Source organism: Shinella sp. WSC3-e (assembly GCF_945994535.1).
In the GTDB taxonomy this organism is placed as follows: Bacteria; Pseudomonadota; Alphaproteobacteria; order Rhizobiales; family Rhizobiaceae; genus Shinella; species Shinella yambaruensis.
This window is the reverse complement of sequence record NZ_OZ000530.1, coordinates 682,865-704,550: the sequence shown is the minus strand read 5'-3', so window position 1 is coordinate 704,550 and position 21,686 is coordinate 682,865. Positions and strand designations below refer to the sequence as shown.

At 64.2% G+C, this 21,686-nt stretch carries 18 protein-coding genes and 1 tRNA gene; 7 read left to right on the top strand and 12 right to left on the bottom strand.

Annotation, left to right across the window (positions count from 1 at the left end):
* Nucleotides 1–8: 8 nt before the first annotated feature.
* The 7 genes from rnc to rpoZ form a co-directional block, all read right to left on the bottom strand.
* Nucleotides 9–728 carry a ribonuclease III gene (gene rnc, locus AABF56_RS03500; RefSeq protein ID WP_244770073.1) on the bottom strand — a complete coding sequence of 240 codons (720 nt, stop codon included), beginning with the start codon at nucleotides 726–728 and terminating at the stop codon, nucleotides 9–11.
* Nucleotides 725–1,495, bottom strand: a complete 771-nt coding sequence (lepB, locus tag AABF56_RS03495; protein WP_280531173.1) for a signal peptidase I — start codon at nucleotides 1,493–1,495, stop codon at nucleotides 725–727. Before lepB ends, rnc begins: the two co-directional genes overlap by 4 nt.
* Nucleotides 1,496–1,721: 226 nt before the next feature.
* Entirely contained in the window at nucleotides 1,722–2,132 is a 411-nt protein-coding gene (gene acpS / locus AABF56_RS03490; protein ID WP_272804932.1) for a holo-ACP synthase, read from the bottom strand.
* Nucleotides 2,129–2,722 (bottom strand): DUF2062 domain-containing protein, encoded by a 594-nt coding sequence (locus AABF56_RS03485; protein ID WP_272804931.1) that lies wholly within the window; start codon nucleotides 2,720–2,722, stop codon nucleotides 2,129–2,131. Before AABF56_RS03485 ends, acpS begins: the two co-directional genes overlap by 4 nt.
* Nucleotides 2,723–2,827: 105 nt before the next feature.
* The gene (locus AABF56_RS03480) at nucleotides 2,828–2,980 is read right to left on the bottom strand and encodes a DUF3563 family protein (RefSeq protein ID WP_244770069.1); all 153 of its coding nucleotides are present in this window, start codon (nucleotides 2,978–2,980) and stop codon (nucleotides 2,828–2,830) included.
* A gap of 171 nt (nucleotides 2,981–3,151) precedes the next feature.
* Nucleotides 3,152–5,383, bottom strand: a complete 2,232-nt coding sequence (locus tag AABF56_RS03475; protein ID WP_272804930.1) for a RelA/SpoT family protein — start codon at nucleotides 5,381–5,383, stop codon at nucleotides 3,152–3,154.
* Between the two features lie 188 nt (nucleotides 5,384–5,571).
* Entirely contained in the window at nucleotides 5,572–5,976 is a 405-nt protein-coding gene (gene rpoZ / locus AABF56_RS03470; RefSeq protein ID WP_244770067.1) for a DNA-directed RNA polymerase subunit omega, read from the bottom strand.
* Nucleotides 5,977–6,387: 411 nt separating this feature from the next.
* On the opposite strand from rpoZ, the gene AABF56_RS03465 reads away from it, so the two are divergent.
* Nucleotides 6,388–6,963, top strand: a complete 576-nt coding sequence (locus AABF56_RS03465) for a LabA-like NYN domain-containing protein (RefSeq protein WP_244770066.1) — start codon at nucleotides 6,388–6,390, stop codon at nucleotides 6,961–6,963.
* 221 nt (nucleotides 6,964–7,184) lie between these two features.
* On the top strand, nucleotides 7,185–7,655 hold the full coding sequence (locus AABF56_RS03460; RefSeq protein ID WP_272804929.1) for a hypothetical protein: 471 nt from the start codon (nucleotides 7,185–7,187) through the stop codon (nucleotides 7,653–7,655).
* Between the two features lie 24 nt (nucleotides 7,656–7,679).
* Here AABF56_RS03460 and smpB read toward each other — a convergent pair whose 3' ends face one another.
* A complete protein-coding gene (gene smpB / locus AABF56_RS03455; RefSeq protein ID WP_244770064.1) occupies nucleotides 7,680–8,159 on the bottom strand; it encodes an SsrA-binding protein SmpB in 480 nt (159 codons plus the stop codon).
* Nucleotide 8,160: 1 nt separating this feature from the next.
* Entirely contained in the window at nucleotides 8,161–9,045 is an 885-nt protein-coding gene (gene dapA / locus AABF56_RS03450; protein ID WP_272804928.1) for a 4-hydroxy-tetrahydrodipicolinate synthase, read from the bottom strand.
* 327 nt (nucleotides 9,046–9,372) lie between these two features.
* Between dapA and AABF56_RS03445 the strand changes: the two genes are divergently transcribed.
* Nucleotides 9,373–11,439 (top strand): lytic transglycosylase domain-containing protein, encoded by a 2,067-nt coding sequence (locus AABF56_RS03445; protein WP_443021148.1) that lies wholly within the window; start codon nucleotides 9,373–9,375, stop codon nucleotides 11,437–11,439.
* Nucleotides 11,440–11,624: 185 nt separating this feature from the next.
* Nucleotides 11,625–12,503: an alpha/beta fold hydrolase gene (locus AABF56_RS03440; protein WP_272804926.1), complete on the top strand. Its 879-nt coding sequence runs from the start codon at nucleotides 11,625–11,627 to the stop codon at nucleotides 12,501–12,503.
* Nucleotides 12,504–12,627: 124 nt separating this feature from the next.
* Here AABF56_RS03440 and AABF56_RS03435 read toward each other — a convergent pair whose 3' ends face one another.
* The gene (locus AABF56_RS03435; protein WP_244770060.1) at nucleotides 12,628–13,668 is read right to left on the bottom strand and encodes a porin; all 1,041 of its coding nucleotides are present in this window, start codon (nucleotides 13,666–13,668) and stop codon (nucleotides 12,628–12,630) included.
* Nucleotides 13,669–14,327: 659 nt separating this feature from the next.
* On the opposite strand from AABF56_RS03435, the gene AABF56_RS03430 reads away from it, so the two are divergent.
* Complete coding sequence (locus tag AABF56_RS03430) at nucleotides 14,328–15,395, top strand: porin (RefSeq protein WP_272804925.1); 1,068 nt, start codon at nucleotides 14,328–14,330, stop codon at nucleotides 15,393–15,395.
* A 113-nt stretch (nucleotides 15,396–15,508) separates the two neighbouring features.
* Nucleotides 15,509–16,447: a tyrosine-type recombinase/integrase gene (locus AABF56_RS03425; protein ID WP_272804924.1), complete on the top strand. Its 939-nt coding sequence runs from the start codon at nucleotides 15,509–15,511 to the stop codon at nucleotides 16,445–16,447.
* 45 nt (nucleotides 16,448–16,492) lie between these two features.
* On the opposite strand, the gene AABF56_RS03420 is transcribed toward AABF56_RS03425, so the two are convergent.
* Nucleotides 16,493–16,582 (bottom strand) — tRNA-Ser (locus AABF56_RS03420).
* Nucleotides 16,583–16,828: 246 nt separating this feature from the next.
* On the opposite strand from AABF56_RS03420, the gene AABF56_RS03415 reads away from it, so the two are divergent.
* On the top strand, nucleotides 16,829–17,941 hold the full coding sequence (locus tag AABF56_RS03415) for a calcium-binding protein (protein WP_272804923.1): 1,113 nt from the start codon (nucleotides 16,829–16,831) through the stop codon (nucleotides 17,939–17,941).
* A 371-nt stretch (nucleotides 17,942–18,312) separates the two neighbouring features.
* Here AABF56_RS03415 and AABF56_RS03410 read toward each other — a convergent pair whose 3' ends face one another.
* Entirely contained in the window at nucleotides 18,313–21,666 is a 3,354-nt protein-coding gene (locus tag AABF56_RS03410) for a caspase family protein (protein WP_244770019.1), read from the bottom strand.
* Nucleotides 21,667–21,686: the final 20 nt, after the last annotated feature.

Below are 21,686 nucleotides of genomic sequence, written 5' to 3'. Positions count from 1 at the left end.
GATATCCGTCAATCCGCGGCTTGGCTCTTCGGCCAGACGCCTTCGCGTTCCAAAATCCTTGTCGCGGCCACCTGTTCGGCGGCCCGTTTCGAGCGGTCGATGCCGGTTTCCGGCGCGACGCCCCGGATCTCCACCGTCACGGTGAAGCGGGGATCGTGGTCCGGTCCCGAGCGCTCGTCGACCCGGTAGTTCGGCGTCACGCCGAACCTGGCATGCGCCCATTCCTGCAATTCGGTCTTGGCGTCGCGCCGCGCGCCTTCCGCGCGGGCGGCCCTGCCCTCCCAGTTGGAGAGGATGAAGCCGCGCGCCGCTTCCAGCCCGCCGTCGAGATAGATCGCGGCGATCAGCGACTCTACCACATCGGCCCTGACATTCAGCATGGCTTTTCCGGTGAGCTTCTTCACGTCCGCGCCGGTGCGGATGAAGCGGTGCAGGCCGAGATCGTCGGAGACCGCCGCACAGCTTTCCGCGCTGACGAGCTGGTTCAGGCGGACCGAAAGCTCGCCCTCCTTCGCCTCGCGAAACGTGCGGAACAGCATTTCGGCGACGCACAGGCCCAGCACGCGGTCGCCGAGGAATTCCAGCCGCTCGTAATTGCTGCCCTTGCCGGGGCGCGCGCTGGCATGGGTGATCGCCCGGTCGAGACGATCCTTGTCGGTGAAGACATAGCCGATCAGCTCTTCGAGAGCCTTGCGGTTGACGTCGTTCAGCGGAATGGCGCCCTTCATTCAACGACCTTGAACAGGCGGTCCCAGCGCAGGTTCGTCGGCCATTTCCAGACTTCGCTGAAGGACGTGTCGTTGCCGAGCGAGAAGAAGATCAGGCTGGCGCGGCCGATCAGGTTTTCAGCCGGAACGAAGCCGACGTCGAAGCGGCTGTCGGCCGAGTTGTCGCGGTTGTCGCCCATCATGAAATAGTGGCCTTCCGGCACGATGAACTCGCGCGTGTTGTCGCCGACCGTGCCGGGACGCGTGTCCAGCGTGTCGTAGGCGACGCCGTTGTCCATGGTCTCGCGGAAGACCGGCACGTCCTCGCCGGTGTCGTACTGGTCGTCGGCGCGGAAGAAGCCGTTGTGCTCGCGCTTGACCGGCACGCCGTTCACGAAGAGCTCGCTGTCGCGCACCTGGATGCGGTCGCCCGGCAGGCCGACGAGGCGCTTGATGTAGTCGATGTCGGGGTTCGGCGGGAAACGGAAGACGACGATGTCGCCGCGCGTCGGCTCGCTCGCGAAAATGCGGCCGGAGAACAGGTTCGGCGAGAACGGCAGCGAATATTTCGAATAGCCGTAGGAGAACTTGTTGACGAAGAGATAATCGCCGACGAGCAGGGTCGGCATCATCGATCCGGAGGGGATGGTGAAGGGCTGGAAAAGCACGGTGCGGATCACGACGGCGAGCAGCAGCGCCTGGATGATTACCTTGACGTTTTCCCACAGGCCGCTTTCGGCCTTCTCAGTCTTCTCTGCCACGCCGGATCTGTCCTTATCTGCAAACATGGGGCCCTCTATAGAGGAAAGGTTGCCTGTTGGAAATCGTGTCGGTCAAAAAGACGCTGGCGCCTGTTGTGCGAGCTCCCGCTGCCGGCAAAAGCCGCCAACCCCTCCTCCGTCATGGTCAAGCTTGACGCGGTCATTCGCAGCCGCGGGTGCCGCGCGGTTCCTCGGGTCAAGCCCGAGGATGACGTGGGTGAGTAGGGCGAGGTTCGTCAGCAAACCGCGCCCCTTATCCCGGCGTTCCGGCCGGCAGCGCCTCGATGATCACGAAAGCTTGAGCCAGGGGAAAATCGTCCGTGATGGTGATGTGGATGCGCGCCTCGTGGCCCTCGGGAAGAAGCCGCCCCAGCCGCTCCAGCGCGCCGCCGGTGAGCTTCATGGTCGGCTTGCCGCCCGGCAGGTTGACGACGCCCATGTCCCTCCAGAACACCCCTTGCGCCAGCCCCGTGCCGAGCGCCTTGGAGCAGGCCTCCTTGGCGGCGAAGCGCTTGGCATAGGAGGCGGCGCGGTTCCTGCGCCCGTCGGACTTCGCCCGCTCGATCTCGGTGAAGCAGCGCTGGGTGAAGCGCTCGCCGAACCGTTCCAGCGACTTCTCCACCCGGCGGATGTCGATGAGGTCGCTGCCGATGCCGATGATCATAGGGATTTGTCTCCACGGGAAAGGGCGGGATGGGTCGTCGCGAGGCCGGCGCGCTCGAGAAGGCGCGCATGGCGGCGGGCTTTGAAGGAGCGCACGGCAAGGCGCGTGACGCCATAGGCGAGCGCGGCGGCCGCGATGCCGAGAAGGCCGGCGCCGGCCAGCATGGGCTTCAGTACCGGCTGCCACAGTTCGGACAGTTCCAGGTGCTCCAGCCGGTGAAAGAGTTCGGCGGCCGTCACCATTTCGGCGGACTTCATGCAGAGAAGCGCCTCTCCGACGCGAAAGGTCGCAAGCGCGATGAGCGGAATGGTCAGCGGATTGGCGATGGTGGTGGCGAGCGCGGCGGCAAGCAGGTTGCCGGCCATCAGATAGGCGAGCGCCAGCGCCAGGATCACATGGAAGCCGAGGAGCGGCGTGAAGGCGGAAAAAGTGCCGGCGGCGACACCGGCAGCCACGGCATGCGGCGAGGCGGACAGGCGGAGGATCCGCTTGGCGAGGTAGCGCGCGGGACGCGTGAACCCCTTGCGCGGCCAGAAGAATTCGCGCAATCGGTCAAGCCAGCCGGCCTTCTTTCGGCGTCGGAACAACATGGCCCAGACATAGCCGATCCGTTAGTGGCATTTCAATGGCGCCCGTATGGCGCCACGCGGCGGTCGCCGTGGCGCACGGAATGCGCCACACGTACCGGCTTGTCTTCAGTAGGACTTGCGGAAGAGGCCGCGGTCGATCTGACGCTGGCGGTATTCCAGGTCGATCCGGTCGATGGCGCCGTTGAGGTAGGCCAGTTCGCGGTCTTCGGCGGTCGGGATGCGCAGGGCGCGGGTGAAATTCTTGATCTGCTTCAACATTGGTAAACCTCTTTCGGTTTGACCTCCCGACGCAGAAGATAGGATCTTCACCCCAAAGGCACCAGCGACACTATGCCAATACAGCCATGCAAAAGGCGCATAATGACTGGTCAAATCTTGGGCAAACCTGCCCTATTCAAGGCAGGATGCCACATTTTTGCATAGGAACCGTCAGGTAAAGACGCGGCTGATCGTCGAGACGCACTGAAGTTCCTTGAGCTGGCCCATCAGCTGGTTGAGCTGGCGCAGGTCCCAGACCTCCAGATCGATATGCACCTCGGTGAAATCCGCCGCCACCCGCGCCATCGACATGGAGCGGATATTGACGTCGCTGGTGGCGATCGTCTGGGTGACTTCCGCGAGCGTGCCCGGCTCGTTCAGCGCATTGATCATGATGCGCGCCATGAAGCGGGTGTTGTTGGCCTCGTCGAGGTCCCAGCGCACGTCGATCCAGCGCTCGGGCTCGTCGTCGAACTTCTGCAGGGCCGGCGACTGGATCGGATAGATGGTGATGCCCTTGTCCTTCTCCATGATGCCGACGATGCGATCGCCCGGCACGGCGCCGCCGGCGGAGAAATGCACCTCGGCATTGCCGGAGAGGCCGCGGATCGGCAGCGCCTCGGGGCCGGTTTCGGTCGCTCCCCCTTCCAGCGTCGTCTTCGCCTTGCCCGGCAGCTTGAACACCATGCCGGCGGCGCTGCGCATGTTGAACCAGCCGTCGTCCGAGCTCGGCTTCACCGTCACGCGCTCGTCCTGGTAATCCGGGAAGACGGCGCGCAGCACGTCGAGCGAAGAGAGCTCGCCGCGGCCGACGGCGGCGATGGCGTCTTCCACATCCTTCTGGCCGAGACGGTGCAGCACGGGTTTCAGGCCGTCGCGCGAGAAGGATTTGCCGGCACGGTCGAAGGTGCGCTCCAGGATACGGTAGCCGAGGCCGGAATATTGCTTGCGCACGGCGGCGCGGGTGGCCCGGCGGATGGCGGCGCGCGCCTTGCCGGTGACGACGATCTCCTCCCAGGCCGGCGGCGGCACCTGGATGCCCGAGCGGATGATCTCCACCTCGTCGCCATTGCTGAGGCGGGTGACGAGCGGCATGATGCGGCCGTTGATCTTGGCGCCGACACAGGTATCGCCGATATTGGTGTGGACCGCATAGGCGAAATCGATCGGCGTCGCCCCGCGCGGCAGGGTGATAAGCTGGCCCTTCGGGGTGAAGGTGAACACCTGGTCCTGGAAGAGCTCGAGCTTGGTGTGCTCGAGGAATTCCTCCGGGTTGTCGCCTTCGGCGAGCGATTCGATCGTCCGGCGCAGCAGGGCATAGGCGTTGGAGCGGGGCGAGCGCGTGCGCTCGTCGCCGTTCACCACTTCCTTGTCCTTGTAGAGCGAGTGCGCGGCGATACCGTATTCGGCGATCTCGTGCATGCGCTTGGTGCGGATCTGCAGCTCGATGCGCTGGCGCGACGGGCCGACGATGGTCGTGTGGATCGACTGGTAGTCGTTCTGCTTCGGCGTCGAAATGTAGTCCTTGAAGCGGCCGGGCACGACGCGCCAGCGCGTGTGCACGATGCCGAGCGCGGCGTAACAGGCGGGAATGTCGTCGACGAGGATGCGGAAGGCATAGACGTCGGAAAGCTGCTCGAAGGAGAGCGACTTCGACTGCATCTTGCGGAAGACCGAATAGGGCGTCTTCTGCCGGCCCTTGACGAGGGCGTCCGGCAGGCCGTTCACCACGAGCAGTTCGCGCAGCTCGTCCTCGATCTTGCGGATCAGGCCCTCGTTGCGGCGGGAAAGGTCCTCCAGCTTGCGGGTGACGGTGTCGAAGGCTTCCGGGTTGATGTGGCGGAAGGAGAGGTTTTCCAGCTCCTCGCGCATGTCCTGCATGCCCATGCGGCCGGCGAGCGGCGCATAGATGTCCATCGTCTCCTCGGAGATGCGGGCGCGCTTTTCCGGCGACATGTGATCGAGCGTGCGCATGTTGTGCAGGCGGTCGGCGAGCTTGACCAGGAGCACGCGCACGTCGTCGGAAATGGCGAGCAGGAGCTTGCGCAGGTTTTCCGCCTGCTTGGCCTTCTTGGAGACGAGGTCGAGCTTCTTGATCTTGGTGAGGCCTTCGACCAGGGCGCCGATGTCCTCGCCGAACAGTTCGTCGATCTCGGCGCGCGTCGCGCTCGTGTCCTCGATCGTGTCGTGCAGCAGGGCGACGGCGATGGTCGATTCGTCCAGACGCATCTCGGTGAGAATGGCCGCGACTTCGAGGGGATGCGAAATGTAGGGATCGCCGCTCGCCCGCTTCTGCTGCCCGTGCTTCTGCATGGCATAGACATAGGCCTTGTTCAGCAGGGCCTCGTTGGCATCCGGCTTGTATTTCTGAACCCGTTCGACGAGTTCATATTGACGCATCATCCTCGGTCGGCTCCCTCCCCGCCGCGCGGGGGCAAAAAAAAGTGCGCCCCGACCTTAAGAGGGGCGCACCGGCATCCGCAATATAAAAATAGGCAATAGGAATTAGGCAATAGCCAATAGGGATTGGCATGTCGGCCGTCTTGTGGGCCGAAATGCCTACTGCCTACTGCCTACTGCCTGCCCCGGCATCAGTAATCGTCGCTCTTTTCCGGCGGCACGAGGCCTTCGATGCCGGCCAGCAGCTCTTCTTCCGACATGCGGTCGAAGGCGATGGTCTCCGGCTGGTCCTCGTCCTCTTCGATCGCGACGACGCCGGACGCGGCATCGGCGACCAGGCTTGCCGGGTCGGGCTCGGGCTCGTCCACTTCCACATGCTTCTGCAGCGAGTGGATCAGGTCTTCCTTGAGGTCGTCGGGCGAAAGCGTCTCGTCGGCGATCTCGCGCAGTGCGACGACGGGGTTCTTGTCGTTGTCGCGGTCGATGGTGATGGCGGCGCCCTGCGAGATGAGGCGGGCGCGATGGCTTGCAAGAAGAACCAGCTCGAAGCGGTTGTCTACCTTGTCAATGCAATCTTCAACGGTGACACGGGCCATTGCCTGTCCTTTGCGGTCATGAATTTCAGGAGTTTGCATGCCCGATACAGGCAATGGAAGGCAAATTCAAGTTTTTCCTTCCCCTTGCCGCCGGCGCGCGTGTCGTAAGGCAGCCCATATAACTTCTGATTGGTGCCTCACGTTACGGGAAGTAAAAAGCTGAAAGATCGGACAAATGAGGTAAAGTGCGGGAACTATTCCCCAATTCCGAAGCCCTTGAATTTGCTGAAACGATACCGGCCGGAAAAATCGCCTTCGCAACCTAGATTTGCTTGGAAAGCCCGGCCCTCTGCCCTAAATGAAGATTATATGAAAAACAGTTAATTCAACCGGATAGTGCATCCGGCCACCTCGGCACTTGGCCAAAACACGACCGTTTACATCAACTTCTATTTAAAAGGATTTCGCAGTATGTTCGACCCCCGCGAGAAAATCGCCCTCTTCATCGACGGTGCAAATCTCTATGCGGCTTCCAGGACACTCGGGTTCGACATCGATTACAGAAAGCTCCTGAAGGCCTTCCAGAAGCGCGGCTATCTTCTGCGCGCCTATTACTATACCGCCCTCATCGAGGACCAGGAATATTCTTCGATCCGCCCGCTGATCGACTGGCTCGACTATAACGGCTACAAGGTCGTCACCAAGCCGGCCAAGGAATTCACCGATTCGCTCGGCCGCCGCAAGATCAAGGGCAACATGGACATCGAGCTGGCCATCGACGCGATGGAGCAGTCCGAGACCGTCGACCACCTCGTCATCTTCTCCGGCGACGGCGATTTCACCACGCTCGTCGAGGCGCTGCAGCGCCGGGGCCGCAAGGTGTCCGTCGTCTCGACCATGCAGACGCAGCCGCCGATGATCGCCGACGACCTGCGCCGCCAGGCCGACTACTTCATCGATCTCGGCTCGCTGAAGGCCGAGATCGGCCGCGACCCTTCCGAACGCCCGCAGCGCGCCACCGAACCGGTGGAGACCGTCAGCGACTGAGGCAAGCGGATCGGACCGAGGATGACTGACGGCAGTGGGCGGGGCGAGGCTCCCCTCCCCAACTTCGTGCATGCTCCGATGCGGGAAAAGCGCCGGAAACCGGCCTTTTCAAGCTTTCCTTAAACATTGAATTAAATTCCCTTGCGGGGTCTCAAGCTTCTTCAAGACTCCCCTGCTATTCCCGATATCGGACAGCCATTTCGCATTGGGACATCGGGACAATGGTGGACGCAGTATCGCTTTCGGCAAACAGCTACCGGGGAGCATCGAGCGCGCTCGACATGCGCGCGCCGGCCATGGCGGCGGAAACCCGCCCCGCGGTCTCCGCCCTCGCCGCGCTTGCCGCGCCGCAGCCGGTCACCCAGGTTTCGACCCCGTCCGACATCGCCGGGGAGATCGGCGACCTCAGCTTCCTCTATGCGCCGAACGGGCTGCCGGGCATCTCCGCCCTGCCCGCCTACGCCGTGCCGCCCTCCCAGGCGGCAGCGGACGAGCAGGTCGCCAACAACAGCCGCAACCCGACCGCGCGCCTCGCCATCGAGAGCAACGACCTCAACAGCCTGATGTCGAGCTTCCTGACGGCCCGCACCCCGAGCGTCAACCCGGCCGCCTCGCCGGACGTGCCGGCGGATGCCGGCAGCGAGCAGCTTGCGCGCCAGTCGGTCATCGCGCAGCTTTACAGCCAGTTCTAAGGAAGAGAAGCGAGGAAGGGCGCCTCAGCCGCGCTCGCGCAGCAGGCGGCCCTTCTGGCGATTCCAGTCGCGCTCCTTCTCGGTCTCGCGCTTGTCGTGCAGCTTCTTGCCCTTGGCGAGCGCGAGTTCGAGCTTTGCCCGGCCGACATCGTTGAAGTAGATCTTGAGCGGCACCAGCGTCATGCCCTCGCGATTGATCGCGTTGCGCAGGCGATGGATTTCCCGCCGGGACAGCAGAAGCTTGCGCCGCCGGCGGGTCTCGTGGTTGAAGCGGTTGGCCTGGAGATATTCCGGCAGGTAGGAATTGATCAGCCAGATCTCGCCGCCCTCGTCCGAAGCATAGGATTCCGCGATGTTCGCCTTGCCTTCGCGCAGCGACTTGACCTCCGTGCCGGTCAGGACGAGACCGGCTTCGTAGGTATCGATGATCTCGTAGTTGAAGCGGGCCTTGCGGTTCTCCGCCACAATCTTCTTGACCGTCGTCGGACGCGCTTTCGTCGCCATGTCAGTTCAGCAGGCCGGCGTGGCGCAGCGCCGCGTCGATGGCTGCCTCCGTGGCCGGCTCCAGCGTGGAGAGCAGCGGCGAGCGGACGGTGCGGTTCATGCCGCGCGTGCGGTTCAGCGCGTATTTCGCGCCACACAGGCCCGGCTCGAGGAAGATCGCCTTGTGCAGCGGCATCAGCTTGTCCTGGTATTCCAGCGCGCTGGCGTAATCGCCGGCGAGCGTCGCCACCTGGAGTTCCGCACAGAGCCGCGGCGCGACATTCGCCGTCACCGAAATGCAGCCCACGCCGCCATGGGCGTTGAAGCCGAGCGCGGTGGCATCCTCGCCGGAAAGCTGGACGAAATCCTTGCCGCAGGCGATGCGCTGTTCGGAAACGCGCTCGATCTTGCCGGTCGCGTCCTTGACGCCGACGATCGAGGCATACGCCTTGGCGAGGGCACCCATCGTCTCGGGCGACATGTCGACCACCGAGCGGCCGGGAATGTTATAGATGACGATCGGCAGCTTCACGCTTTCGGCGATCGCCGCGAAATGCGTGAAGAGCCCCTTCTGCGTCGGCTTGTTGTAATAGGGCGTGACGACGAGGATGGCGTCCGCGCCCGCCTTTTCGGCGTGCTGGGCGAGGTCGATCGCTTCCTTCGTGTTGTTCGAGCCCGCACCGGCGATCACCGGCACGCGGCCAGCCGAGACCTTGATGCAGAGTTCCACCACCCGTTTGTGCTCGTCATGCGACAGCGTCGGCGATTCGCCGGTGGTGCCGACCGGGACGAGGCCGTGGCTGCCTTCGCCGATCTGCCATTCGACATGCGCGGCGAAGGCGTCTTCATCGACGGCGCCGGCATCGGTGAACGGGGTGACGAGAGCGGGAATGGATCCCTTGAACATCGAGAACTCCTGAGGCCAGAGCCGCCCTTGGGCTTACATGCTTTGGCCGTATTCCGTGGTTAAAAACGCCCGCACAATAATCATGTGACAGTCCTGCGGCAAGCGGCGCGACGGGCGTTTTTCATGCATGATCAAGGCGGAAGGGCGGCGGATGCGCGAATATTCGCTTCCCCTGATCCGTCGCTTGGAAAGCAGGCCCTTTCACGGCTTAGTGAGGGCTGCGGTTAAGGCTTCGTTAAGGCAACAAAGGGTTAATTGATTGTCAAGGTTCCGGCGGAAAATGACGTTCTGGACGCGCCGCCGGTCAGGCATCCGGGATGTAGCATGATCTCGAGAAACAGTTTCATCCTTTGTGCCTTGCTGCTTGCCGGTGCGGCCGGCCTTGCGCTGCGCTCTTCGCCGGTCGAGGCGGAAAACACCACGGTGCCGGTGATAAAGCCGCTCGGCTTTGCCGCGGACATGCCGTCGAAGGACATCATCACCAGTGCCATTCCGCGCACGGACAGCCTGCAGCCGGCGAGCGCGGAGCTGCGCGAGGGGCTCGACGCGCTTTCCAATCGCGATGCGGCCCTTGCCATTGCAGCGCGCAACCGCCTGCCGCCCGACAGCCTCGACCGGCATATCCTGACCTGGGCGATCGCCGTCTCCGGCCAGCGGGGCGTTCCGTCCTGGGAGATCGCCGCCGCCCAGAAGGAGCTGAAGGGCTGGCCGGGCCTGAAGGCGCTGCGTGCCAATTCCGAGCGGGCGCTTTCCCGTGAAAATCCGCCGGCGGCCGATGTGCTCGCCGCCTTCGGCACGACCCGCCCGGAAACGGCGGAAGGCGCGGTCGCGCTCTGCCGCGCGCTCGTCGCGACCGGCAATGCGGTGCGCGCCGGCGAGGTCCTGCGGTCCTTCTGGCAGAAGGAAACGCTTTCCAAGGAACTCGAAAGCAGGATCCTCGGCGAATTCGGCGCGCTCTTGACCGTCGCCGACCACAAGATGCGCATGGAGATGCTGCTCTATCGCGACCGCGTCGACCAGGCGCAGCGGTTCGGCGATCTCGGCAAGGCGCAGTCGCTCTATCGCGCCTGGGCGGCGGTCATTCGCAAGAACAAGACGGCCGGCACCCTGATCAAGGCCGTCGATGCGAGCTGGCAGAAGGACCCCGCCTATACGTTCCTGCGCATCCGCCATCTGCGCAACAACGAGGAATACCGCGCAGCCGGAAAGCTCTTCTCCGCCATGCCGGAGGATCCGGCGCGGCTGGTCAATCCCGGCGCCTGGTGGAACGAGCAGCGCATCGTCAGCCGCGGCCTTGCCGATCTCGGCGACTTTCGCGATGCCTATCGCGTCGCGGCCCGCCACGGCGCGGACGACCCGACGGATATCGTCGAGGCGGAGTTCCATGCCGGCTGGTATGCGCTGCGCGATCTCGACGACCCGAAGACCGCGGCCGGCCATTTCCGGCGCATCCTGCAGGCCTCCGACCGGCCGCTCTCCGTCTCCCGCGCCTGGTACTGGCTGGGACGGACGGCGGAAAAGGGCAATCCGAAGGAGGCAAAGGACTATTTCGCCAAGGCGGCGAACTTCTCCGGCACCTTCTACGGCCAGCTCGCCGCCGCGCGGCTCGGCCGCACGGCGTTGAACGTCGCCTATCCGAAGCCGACCGAGGAGGAACGCGCCCGCTTCAACCAGCGCGAGGCCGTGCAGGCGATCGCCCGCCTGCAGGCGGCCGGGCACGGCTGGCGCGGCGACAGCCTCTACCGGGCGCTCGCCGGCGAGCTGATGAGCCCTGGCGAGCTCGCGCTTCTCGCCGCGCAGGCCGAGAAGGGTGGCAACCACCAGCTCTCGCTGCAGATCGGCAAGATCGCCTTCGGGCGCGGCATCGATGTGGCGGCGCTGGCCTTCCCGATCGGCGTCATTCCCGACGATGCCGACATTGCCGGTTCCGGCAAGGCGCTCGCCTATGCCATCGCCCGGCAGGAAAGCGCCTTCAACCCGGCTGCCGTCTCTCCCGCCAATGCGCAGGGCCTGCTGCAGCTCATGCCTGGCACGGCGCAGGGCGTGGCGAAACGCTATGGCCTTGCCTATTCCAAGGAGCGGCTGACGACGGACGCCGCCTACAACGCCACTCTCGGCGCCCACTATCTCGGCGAGCAGATCAGCGATTTCGGCGGCTCCTATGTGCTGACCTTCATTGCCTACAATGCGGGTCCCCGCCGCGTGCCGCAGTGGATCGCCCGCTATGGCGACCCGCGCGGCAAGCCGATCGACGAGGTCGTCGACTGGATCGAGCGCATCCCCTTCTCCGAAACCCGCAGCTACGTGCAGCGCGTGATGGAGAACTACCAGGTCTACAAGACCCGTCTTGGCCAGAAGGCCGATATCGTGCACGATCTCAGCGTCGGCCGCTGAGGCGGCCCTGCTCCCCGCCGGAGCGTTTCCGCTTCCCCCGGATCGCGCGCCCGGCCTTTCACAATATATGCGAACGCAAAACCGCTTCGCACTTTTGCCGGAATTGCTCTAGGCTGGCCGTCCCTACCCGTTCGGAGTGTCCCGGCCCGAACGTCCTTCCCCAACAGTCAGGCGGATGCACAGACATGGACGGATTCGAAAGCCGCTTCTTCCCAGCCGAAGACGGACTGATGCTGCATGCCCGCGATTACGCACCAGCCGCGGCCGACGGCCGGCTGCCGCTCGTCTGCCTGCCCGGCCTCAGCCGCAACGGGCGCGACTTCCACCCGCTCGCCTTGCGCCTCGCGCAGGATCCCGCCGCCCCGCGCCGCGTCATCGCGCTCGATTACCGCGGGCGCGGGCTTTCGGCCCATGACGGCAATGCGGCCAACTACACTGTCGCGGTGGAATGCCGGGACGTCCTCACCGCCCTGTCCGCCTTCGGCCTCACCCGCGCGCTTTTTGCGGGGACCTCGCGCGGCGGGCTGATCCTGCATGTCATGGCGGCCGTGCGGCCCGACTGCATTGCGGGCGCGATCCTCAACGATATCGGACCGGAAATCGAGGCGGACGGCCTCGAGGAGATTCGCGACTATCTTTCCCGCGCGACCTTTCCCGCCAGTTTCGCGGCGGCGGCCGAGGGGCTGAGGGCGCTGCACGGCGCCACCTTCCCTGCCCTTTCGGACGCCGACTGGCACGACATGGCCGAAGCGATCTATGCCGAGCGGGACGGCCGGATCGTCGCCGACTTCGATCCCGGGCTGACGGACCAGCTGCAGGCCATCGACTTTTCAAAGCCGCTTCCGACGCTCTGGCCGCAATTCGAGCTGCTGGCGCAAAAGCCGCTGCTCGTGGTGCGCGGCGAACAGTCCCGGCTGTTTTCCCGGCAGACGCTCGCCCGCATGGCGGCCCATGCCGCCACCGTCCGCACGGTGACCGCGCCGGGACAGGGGCATGCCCCGCTCCTGCACCATGCCGACGTCTTCCCGTCGGTCGAGGCGTTCCTCGCCGGCCTGGACGGCTGAACCCCGCGCCATACCCCCGTGTTCCGCCCGCGCCTCCCGCAATGCGCGGTCCGAGGGGCGCTCCAAAACGAAAAGACCCGGCTCGAAAGCCGGGTCTCCCATCACTGACAGAGGTCAGATCAGATTAGAACGAACGCTGCAGGCGGACGAAGCCGGACCAGTCGTCCTGGCCGCCCTTGGCACCGCCGCGCGGGCCGTCGACGTCGGTGTACTGCAGGCTGACCTTGGCGGTCAGGTCGGTCACGATCGTGTAGTCGAGCGTGACGCCGGCGCGCCATGCGTCGCGGTCGCCGACATAGTCGCCGCTCAGATCGTAGTCGATCGTGCCCCAGTACTGGAAGCCGGGGGTGATGGCCAGCTTGTCGGTCAGGTTAGCCTTGTACGAGGCAGCGACCGACCATTCGGAAGCGTCCCAGTAACGGTTTGCGCCCGACGACCAGACGGCTGCGCCCTGCAGGGTGCCCGGGCCGACGTCAGCGGAGATGAGGCCGCGGATGTTGCCGTTTTCGGCGTCGAAGTCGTAGGAGCCGAGCAGGTCAGCGCTGACGGCGCCGAACGAGCCGGTGACAACGCCCGAGATGCCGAGGTTGTCTTCGAAGCGCGACCAAGCCTTGTTGGCGAACGATTCGAGAGCGACCGTAGCGGAGAAGGCGCCGCCTTCGTACTTGTACGAGATGGCGTTCAGCAGCGTGTTGCCGCCGATGACGTTCAGGAAGCCGCCGTCGAGAGCGTCGGTTTCGCCGTTGATGCCCTTATCCCACTCCGTGTAGAAGTAGCCGGCCTTGAAGCCGCCGAGCTGGATCCATGCGCCGTCCAGGAAGGTGTCCTGGTGGGAGTCAGCCTGAAGGTCGATGTGGCCGGTCAGCGTGCCGAGCTCGGTGTCGCTCTTGGCGTCGAGCGAGATGTAACCACGCGTACCAACGCGGTAGCCAGCGTCGTTGCCGACAGCGTTTTCAGCGAAGTCAACCTGGAAACGGACGTAGCCGCTGATCTGCAGGCAGGTTTCGGTGCCCGGAATGTAGAAGTAACCCGTGCCGAATGCGTCGCAAACGCGAACGTATTCCATCGGCTCCGGCTCGGCGGCAACGATAGCGTCGGCGGCCTGAGCGCCGGAGACTGCTGCGAGAGCAGCAGCGGAGCCGATGAGAAGGCTCTTGATGTTCATTTTCTGACCTCCAGTCAAAAAGTTTCAAACGGGTCTGGGTTTTTTGCTGAAGGACAGCGTTCCCTGCCCCATCCCCAAGTTCAGGAAGCGGACGATCAACCGCCCCTGCTTCCGAAGGTGAAAATACAAGACGCGCCTCCGTAAGCAATCTCCAAACTGAAAGGAGGCAGGGTTTGTGTCAGCCTTCGCCCCGCGCTGTTGCGGAAAGGACACAAAATGGCGGGGCAGATCGCTAAAAGTTTATGGATCCTTAACAAAAGGCCTTATGAAGCGGGCACTTAGCCGGGCGGTTTTTCCGAATCCTCCCGCCATAGACCGGGCAAAAAGAGGGCGAAGCCTGCGCTTTAACGTGGCGGACGGGCATTTTTCCCGCTGTCGCTCCCCATCGTCAACGCCCCGGCAGGACCGGAAACGGGAATCGGCACGGCCCGTTTCGGGGGTGGTTCGGGAGAATCAGGCGGCGGACTTTACGAGGATATGGACAGGGCGCGCGCGGCGAACGAAACGGCCTTCGTTCACGCCGGCGACGGGATGTCGCCGGCCCGTCATATATATAATGTCGAGCAGGACGCATTTCAGCACGCAGAAAAGAGGCCTGCCCCCGGCACGCCAGGGGCCGGCGGCGCGCGATGCTGCTTTTTCTGACTGGAGGTCAGAAAATGAACATCAAGAGCCTTCTCATCGGCTCCGCTGCTGCTCTCGCAGCAGTCTCCGGCGCTCAGGCCGCCGACGCTATCGTTGCCGCCGAGCCGGAGCCGATGGAATACGTTCGCGTTTGCGACGCATTCGGCACGGGTTACTTCTACATTCCGGGCACCGAAACCTGCCTGCAGATCAGCGGCTACGTCCGTTTCCAGGTTGACTTCGCCGAGCATGGCCGCAGCGGCTCCACCGGCGCCTGGCTGACGAATGACGCTGCTTACAAGACCAATACCCGTGGTTATCTCTCCATCGACGCCAAGAGCGACACCGAGCTCGGCACGCTGACCGGCCACATCGACCTCCAGAGCGACTCTGGTGCCGACACCTTCCTGGACGGCGCATGGATCCAGCTCGGCGGCTTCAAGGCCGGCTACTTCTACACGGAGTGGGATAAGGGCATCAACGGCGAAACCGACGCTCTCGACGGCGGCTTCCTGAACGTCATCGGCGGCAACACGCTGCTGAACGCCATCTCGTACAAGTACGAAGGCGGCGCCTTCTCCGCCACGGCTTCGCTCGAGACCTTCGCAACCAACACCTGGTCGGAGTTCTCCGACAACCTCGGCATCTCGGGCGTTGTAACCGGCTCGTTCGGCGCCGTCAGCGCTGACCTGCTCGGCTCCTACGACTTCGACGCCGAAAACGGCAACATCCGCGGCCTCGTCTCCGTTGACGTCGGCCCGGGCACCCTGCAGGGCGCAGCCGTCTGGTCGTCGGGCGCAAACCGTTACTGGGACGCTTCCGAATGGTCGGTCGCTGCCTCGTACAAGGCAAACCTGACCGACAAGCTGGCCATCACCCCCGGCTTCCAGTACTGGGGCACGATCGACTACGATCTGAGCGGCGACTATGTCGGCGACCGCGATGCATGGCGCGCCGGCGTCACGCTCGACTACACGATCGTGACCGACCTGACCGCCAAGGTCAGCCTGCAGTACACCGACGTCGATGGCCCGCGCTTCGACGGCAAGAAGAGCGGCATGGACGACTGGTCCGGCTTCGTCCGCCTGCAGCGCTCGTTCTGATAGAATAGCGACCGAAAACAGAAAACCCGGCTGCAAGCCGGGTTTTTGCTTTCTGCTAATTTAGGGGATGTTTTGGCAGGAATCCAGCAATCATTTTGTGCAACCACTGCGCGATGCATGCGCCGCGGGGTCCCCAAATGCAAAAAGTTGCCCCAAATTTTGGCAACTACAACCTGAACTATAATTTTTCTTCATTAATTCAGCCAAAAATATCAAAGCGTGTTACATTGCGCTGGCTGCTTGATCGCTATAGCGACGTGCTTTGGGAGCCGGGATCTCACAAATATAATGTCCTGTCCTTCGTCGGGGAGCTCGACGAAATCCTTCTCGGCACAACCTTTACGGATTTCACCGACGAGATGGTGGACAGCCTGATCGCGGCGTTGCGCAAGCGCGGCAACAGCAATGCCACGATCAACCGGAAGATGGCCGCGCTCAGCAAGCTGCTGCGCAAGGCATACCGGATGGGCGACATCGAGAGCCTCCCGGAATTCAAGCGCCAGCGGGAAAAGGCTGGCCGTATCCGCTTTCTCGATCCCGACGAGGAGGCGCGGCTTTTTGCAAGGATCCTTGAAATATCCGATCTTTACGGTCGCCTCTGCATCTTCCTCGTCGATACCGGCGCACGTCTTGGCGAAGGCATCGGCCTTCGATGGCAGGACATCCAGGGCGAGCGCGTCACCTTCTGGCTGACCAAGAGCGGGAAAAGCCGTTCCGTGCCGCTTACCGAACGCGCGGCCGCCGCCATCCACGCGTCGGACAGGCGAAAACGCGGCCCCTTCGCGGGCATCGCCCAGCCAAAATTCCGCGCGGCCTGGAACGAGGCGAAGCAGACGGTGGGACTGGGCACGGATCCCGACGTCGTGCCGCATATCCTGCGCCACACCTGCGCTTCACGGCTTGTCCAGGGCGGCATCGATATCAGACGCGTCCAGACCTGGCTGGGCCACCAGACCCTGCAGATGACCATGCGCTACGCGCATCTCGCCTCCAGCGACCTGGACATCTGCGTGCCCATTCTGGAACGCGCGGCACGCCGCAAGGCAGGCTGACGATTTTCCGGACGTGTCTGGGAGCCTTGCCGAAGCACAAGGAACTGGCGGAGAAGAAGGGATTCGAACCCTCGATACCGTTTCCGGTATACTCCCTTAGCAGGGGAGCGCCTTCGACCACTCGGCCACCTCTCCGCTCGCGGTCTCACTATGCGGCAGCGCTTGCGATTGCAAGGCTTTTTTGGTTTTCACCCACATTTTGATGACGGTGCCGCGCCTTCGGGCCGGAACCGCGACTGCGCCCTCCCCGCTTCCGCCTGCGGAATTTTTGCCGGCCGGCCTCGAAAATGCCTTCTGCCTCCCCACTTTGTTCAACAGCGGTTCAGCTTGCCGGCGCTAGAAGTCGGACAACAGCACATGGTTGCAGAAAGGAACGAGGACATGGCCTATGTATACAAGGGCACGAACGGAGACGACTACGTCGTCCAGAACTCGCGCACCGAGGTCGAGATCTACACCTATGGCGGCGATGACGAAATCGTTCTGAACCGGACCGACAGCCGGGGCGGCCTCAACTATGTCGAAGCCGGCAGCGGCAACGATCTCGTGCGCAACAGTTTCGAGGGCGGCAACGACATCTTCCTGGGCTCCGGCAACGACGTCTACAAGCACGACGGCTCGGCCAAGGCCAGCGGCGAATACGACATCGTCCGCGGCGGCGACGGCAATGACCGGTTCGAGGTGAAGACGCTCGCCAGCGTCTACAAGGGCGACAGCGGCAACGACACCTTCTATTCGGTCGGCTACCGCAACTCGTTCAACGGCGGCTCCGGCAACGACACGATCAACTACTCGCTGCAGGATTCCTCCAGCGAGAGGGGCCGCGGCATCTATGTCGACCTTGACAAGGGCTTTGCGAAGGCCGTCGAAGGGCGCACCGAGAAGCTGAGCAGCATCGAGAACGCCACGGGCACCCGCGCCAACGACACGCTGATCGGCACCGGCGGCAACAACACGCTGCGCGGCGGCAACGGCAACGACCAGCTGGAAGGGCTCGGCGGCAACGACAAGCTCTATGGCGGCTCCGGCAAGGACGTCCTCTACGGCGACAACGGCAATGACGACCTTTACGGCGGCGGCGGCAACGACCGGCTCTACGGCGGCTCCGGCAACGACGACCTCGTCGGCGGCGCGGGCAACGACCTCCTGGTCGGCGGCAGCGGCAACGACTTCCTTGTCGGCGGCTCCGGTGCCGATACGTTCCGCTTCGTGCGCACCTCCGACAGCAAGGTCGGCTCGCAGCGCGACGTGATCGACGACTTCAAGCCGGAGAGCCAGGGCGACGTCATCGACCTGCGCGACATCGACGCCGATACGGGCCGGGGCGGCAACAACGCCTTCACCTTCATCGGCAAGGATGCCTTCTCCGGCACCGCAGGGGAACTGCGCTACTCGGGCACGATCATCTCCGGCGACGTGGACGGCGACGGCCGCGCCGATTTCGAGATTGACGCCGGCCTCACGCGCTACTATTCGAGCGACTTCCTGCTCTAAGCTCCGCCCCCGGCACCAGGGGGCGCCTCCGAGCTTGTCATGCCGCACGCGCCAGCAACGCGTGCGGCATTTCTCGTTGTAATCCTTGTGAAAAAGCGCGCGGCGTGCCGTTCGGGCAGGGTCAGCCGCGGCCAGGCCCGCCGAATCAGATCTTCGGACAGGCGACGACATGGCGCCCTGCGGCAACCCGGCCTTCACGCCGGGACAGGGCAATCCGACGCGCCGTTTCGGCCTTCATGGACTTTTCCCCACAAAACGAGAACCGCCAGCGACCTTTCTGGTCGCTGGCGGTTCTGAATCCGGTCCACCGGAATTGCGCTGGCACCTTGTCTGTCCGCCGCCGAAGCGTTGCCGCTTCGGCGGGACACGCCTCAGGTTCGGGCGGCCAGGCGGTCGATCGCGTTCTGCGTCGAGGTGCCGAAGTCGCCGTCGATCGGGCCGCTATAGTAGCCACGATCCTTGAGGATCTGCTGGAACTCCTTGCGGAACTGCGGCGTGAAGTTCGCCGGCGAGCCCTTGAGTTCCTGCAGCTTGCCCTGATCGCCGCCCTCGACGCTGGCGGCGGCCCAGCGGGCGGCCTCCTTGGCGTTGGCGCGCGTGCCGAGGCCCTGGTCGTAGAGGCGGGAGAGATTGCCCATGGCATAGGTGTTGCCACCGTTCGCCGCCTTTTCGTACCAGTTGCGGGCCTCGGCATAGTCCTGCTTCACGCCGTTGCCGACGTCGTAGAGCCAGCCGATCGAGGCCATCGAATAGTAGTCGTTGAAGGCCGCGGCCTTCTCGTACCACTTGCGCGCCTCGACATAATCGACCGCGACGCCGAGGCCGGACTGGTAGGCATAGCCGACGGAGGACATGGCGTTGACGTCGCCGCCCTCGGCACCCTTCAGGTACCAGTCGAGCGAGGCATTGTAGTCGCGTGCCGTGCCGAGGCCCTCGCGGTAGAACCAGCCCATCGTGGCCTGCGCATTGGCATAGCCCTGCTCGGCGGCCTTGCGATACCACTTGATGGCCTCGTCATAGTCCTTGCGCGTGCCGTTGTAGCCTTCGCGGTAGAGCCAGCCGAGCGAGGCCTGGGCATAGGGATTGCCGGCATTCGAGGCCTGCTCGAACATGCGGGTGCCCTTGGCCATGTCGACCGGGCCATCCGTGCCGTAAATCGAGTACCAGGCAAGGTTGGTCAGCGCGTAGAGGTTCCCCTCGTCGGCGGCCTTCTGGTACAGCTCGCGCGCCTTCGGGAAGTTGCGTGCCGCGTCGTGGGCGCGGCCCAGCATGTTGCGGATCGAGTTGTCCGACGGATTGGCGTTGAGCGCCGCCTCGCAGACCGGGATCGCGCGGCCGTAGTCGATCTGCGCGAAGAGCTTGCCGAGGAAGCCCGGGCGCAGGTTCGGTTCGCCGGCGAGTTCATAGCACTGGTCGGCATCCGAACCGCCGAGGGTCACCGTCGACTGGCTGTTGTCGGTGGTGGTCGTGTTGCTGTTCGTCAGCGAGGTGGTGGTGCTGTCGTTGCGGCCCGTTGCGAGCTTGTCGATGGCGGCGAGCGTCGCCGCGCCGAACTCGCCATCGGCCGAACCGCTGTAGTAGCCGCGTTCCTTCAGGAGGTTCTGCATCTCCTTGCGGAAGGCGACCGTGAAGTTGCCCGGATTGTCCTTGAGCTCCTTCAGCTTGTTGGCATCGCCGCTTTCGACCGAGGCAGCCGCCCAGCGGACGGCTTCCTTGGCGTCGGCCGGCGTGCCGAGACCCTGGTCGTAGAGGCGCGACAGGTTGCCCATGGCATAGGCGCTGCCGGCATTGGCGGCCTTCTCGTACCAGTAGCGGGCTTCGACATAGTCCTGCTTCACGCCGTTGCCGACGTCATAGAGCCAGGCGAGCGAGGCCATCGAGTAGGAATCGCCGATATTGGCGGCCTTCTCGTACCAGACCTTGGCCTCCGCGTAGTTCTGCGCCGTGCCGAGGCCGTTCTGGTAGGCCCAGCCGAGCGAGGACATGGCATTGGCATCGCCCGCATCGGCCGCCTTGCGATACCAGTTGAGCGACTGGACGTAATCCTGCGAGACGCCGAGGCCTTCGCGGTAGAACCAGCCCATGGTCGCCATGGCGTTGGCATAGCCCTGGTTGGCCGACTGCTGGTACCACTTCACCGCCTCGTTGTAGTCCTGGCGCGTGCCGCCGTAGCCTTCGCGGTAGAGCCAGCCGAGCGAGGCCTGGGCATAGGAGTTGCCGGCGATCGAGGCCTTCTCGAACATCGACAGGCCCTTGGCGACATCGACCGGGCCATCCGTGCCGTAGACGGAGAACCAGGCAAGGTTCGTCAGGGCGTACATGTTGCCGAGCTCGATCGCCTTCTCGTAGTTGCGGCGGGCTTCGACATAGTTGCGGTCGGCGTCGTGCGCGCGGCCGAGCAGGTTGACGAGCATGCCGTCGGACGGGTTCTCGTTGACGGCCTGCGCGCAGGCGGTGAGCGCCCGCTTGGCATCGATCTTCAGGAAGTTGACGCCCATGAAGCCGGGCAGCGACTGCGGCTCGCCGGCAAGCAGGAAGCAGTCGCGCGAGGCCGGCGTCTCCTTGCCGGTGACGTCGACGCTGAGGCCCTTCTTGGGCTCCAGCGCGGCGATGAGCTGTTCGGCATCGCTGCGGTGCTGGCTGTCCGGATAGCGCTCGATGAAGCGCTGGAGCGCGGCCGCGTCGGTCGAGCCCTTCAGGGCCTCCCATGCGATGCCGGCTGCATCCTGCCCGTCGTTCTGGGTGGCTTCCTTGAGGCTGGCGAGCTTCTTTTCCGCCAGCATCTTGTAGACCGGATCCTTGCCGTGCTTCTCGATGAAGGCGTTGATCAGGTCCTCGTCGGCGAGGTCGCGGATGTTCTGCCAGTCGGCGGCCGCTTCCGACTGGCCGTTCGGCGAGATTTCCTGCGTGTTGCCGCTGTTGTTGACGTTGATGTTCACTTCCTTGATGTTCAGGAAGATCTGCGCGCCGCCGAGCGAACCGTAGACGAAGGGCTCCTGCTCGCGGTTGGTGACTTCCACCACCTCGTCGCGCACCTTGCCGAGCGCGATGCGCACGTCGAGGCCGGGCTCCGTCAGGTATTTCGACAGGGCGGAGGCGAACGGGCTGTTCCTGCCCTCGCCGTCCAGCGCCACGGTGCCGGCCTTCGAGGCGAAGGCGATCAGCGTGTCGGCCGATTCCGGCTCGACGCGGGCAAGGCCGCGCGTGACGGCGCGCGTGCCGATCGACCGTGTCATCGAGGCGGAGAACGGGTTGTTGCGGCAGGCATCGAGGATGAAGAGCTTCAGCCTCTTGGCGCCTTCCAGCGAGCGCTGCACGCGGTCGATGGCGACGCTCTCGTCCTCGACGTCGCGGTCGCTCCTCAGCGCCGCGTCGACGGGGATGAGGTAGTTGACCCCGTTCATCTCCATGGCGTGGCCGGAATAGTAGACCACCGCCATTTCGGCATCCATCGAATCGTCCTCGAACTCGCGCAGCGCCTTCACCATGGCGGCGCGGTCGAGATCGTGGACGGTCTTGACGGAATCGAAACCTGCGTTTTCGAACGAGGCGCGCATCAGCTCGACATCGTTCGCAGGGTTGTTGAGCTGGGCGGTCTCTTCGTATTTCTGATTGCCTATCAGCAGTGCAACGCGTTTCGCCTCTGCGGCGCCCGCATTGAACACGACGACGGCAACCGAGACGAAGAGGACCGGCGCCCAGCGTCTCTGCATTTGCTTGATCATGCCCTTCCCTCCGGCATTAT

What these genes read in the sequence shown, in the direction of transcription:
- rpoZ (WP_244770067.1), bottom strand. Translation starts at nt 5,976, where the DNA reads ATGGCCCGTGTCACCGTTGAAGATTGCATTGACAAGGTAGACAACCGC.
- AABF56_RS03440 (WP_272804926.1), top strand. Translation starts at nt 11,625, where the DNA reads ATGGACGGATTCGAAAGCCGCTTCTTCCCAGCCGAAGACGGACTGATG.
- rnc (WP_244770073.1), bottom strand. Translation starts at nt 728, where the DNA reads ATGAAGGGCGCCATTCCGCTGAACGACGTCAACCGCAAGGCTCTCGAA.
- AABF56_RS03460 (WP_272804929.1), top strand. Translation starts at nt 7,185, where the DNA reads ATGGTGGACGCAGTATCGCTTTCGGCAAACAGCTACCGGGGAGCATCG.
- AABF56_RS03430 (WP_272804925.1), top strand. Translation starts at nt 14,328, where the DNA reads ATGAACATCAAGAGCCTTCTCATCGGCTCCGCTGCTGCTCTCGCAGCA.
- AABF56_RS03465 (WP_244770066.1), top strand. Translation starts at nt 6,388, where the DNA reads ATGTTCGACCCCCGCGAGAAAATCGCCCTCTTCATCGACGGTGCAAAT.
- AABF56_RS03415 (WP_272804923.1), top strand. Translation starts at nt 16,829, where the DNA reads ATGGCCTATGTATACAAGGGCACGAACGGAGACGACTACGTCGTCCAG.
- AABF56_RS03480 (WP_244770069.1), bottom strand. Translation starts at nt 2,980, where the DNA reads ATGTTGAAGCAGATCAAGAATTTCACCCGCGCCCTGCGCATCCCGACC.
- acpS (WP_272804932.1), bottom strand. Translation starts at nt 2,132, where the DNA reads ATGATCATCGGCATCGGCAGCGACCTCATCGACATCCGCCGGGTGGAG.
- dapA (WP_272804928.1), bottom strand. Translation starts at nt 9,045, where the DNA reads ATGTTCAAGGGATCCATTCCCGCTCTCGTCACCCCGTTCACCGATGCC.
- smpB (WP_244770064.1), bottom strand. Translation starts at nt 8,159, where the DNA reads ATGGCGACGAAAGCGCGTCCGACGACGGTCAAGAAGATTGTGGCGGAG.
- AABF56_RS03475 (WP_272804930.1), bottom strand. Translation starts at nt 5,383, where the DNA reads ATGATGCGTCAATATGAACTCGTCGAACGGGTTCAGAAATACAAGCCG.
- AABF56_RS03485 (WP_272804931.1), bottom strand. Translation starts at nt 2,722, where the DNA reads ATGTTGTTCCGACGCCGAAAGAAGGCCGGCTGGCTTGACCGATTGCGC.
- AABF56_RS03435 (WP_244770060.1), bottom strand. Translation starts at nt 13,668, where the DNA reads ATGAACATCAAGAGCCTTCTCATCGGCTCCGCTGCTGCTCTCGCAGCA.
- AABF56_RS03410 (WP_244770019.1), bottom strand. Translation starts at nt 21,666, where the DNA reads ATGATCAAGCAAATGCAGAGACGCTGGGCGCCGGTCCTCTTCGTCTCG.
- lepB (WP_280531173.1), bottom strand. Translation starts at nt 1,495, where the DNA reads ATGTTTGCAGATAAGGACAGATCCGGCGTGGCAGAGAAGACTGAGAAG.
- AABF56_RS03425 (WP_272804924.1), top strand. Translation starts at nt 15,509, where the DNA reads ATGCATGCGCCGCGGGGTCCCCAAATGCAAAAAGTTGCCCCAAATTTT.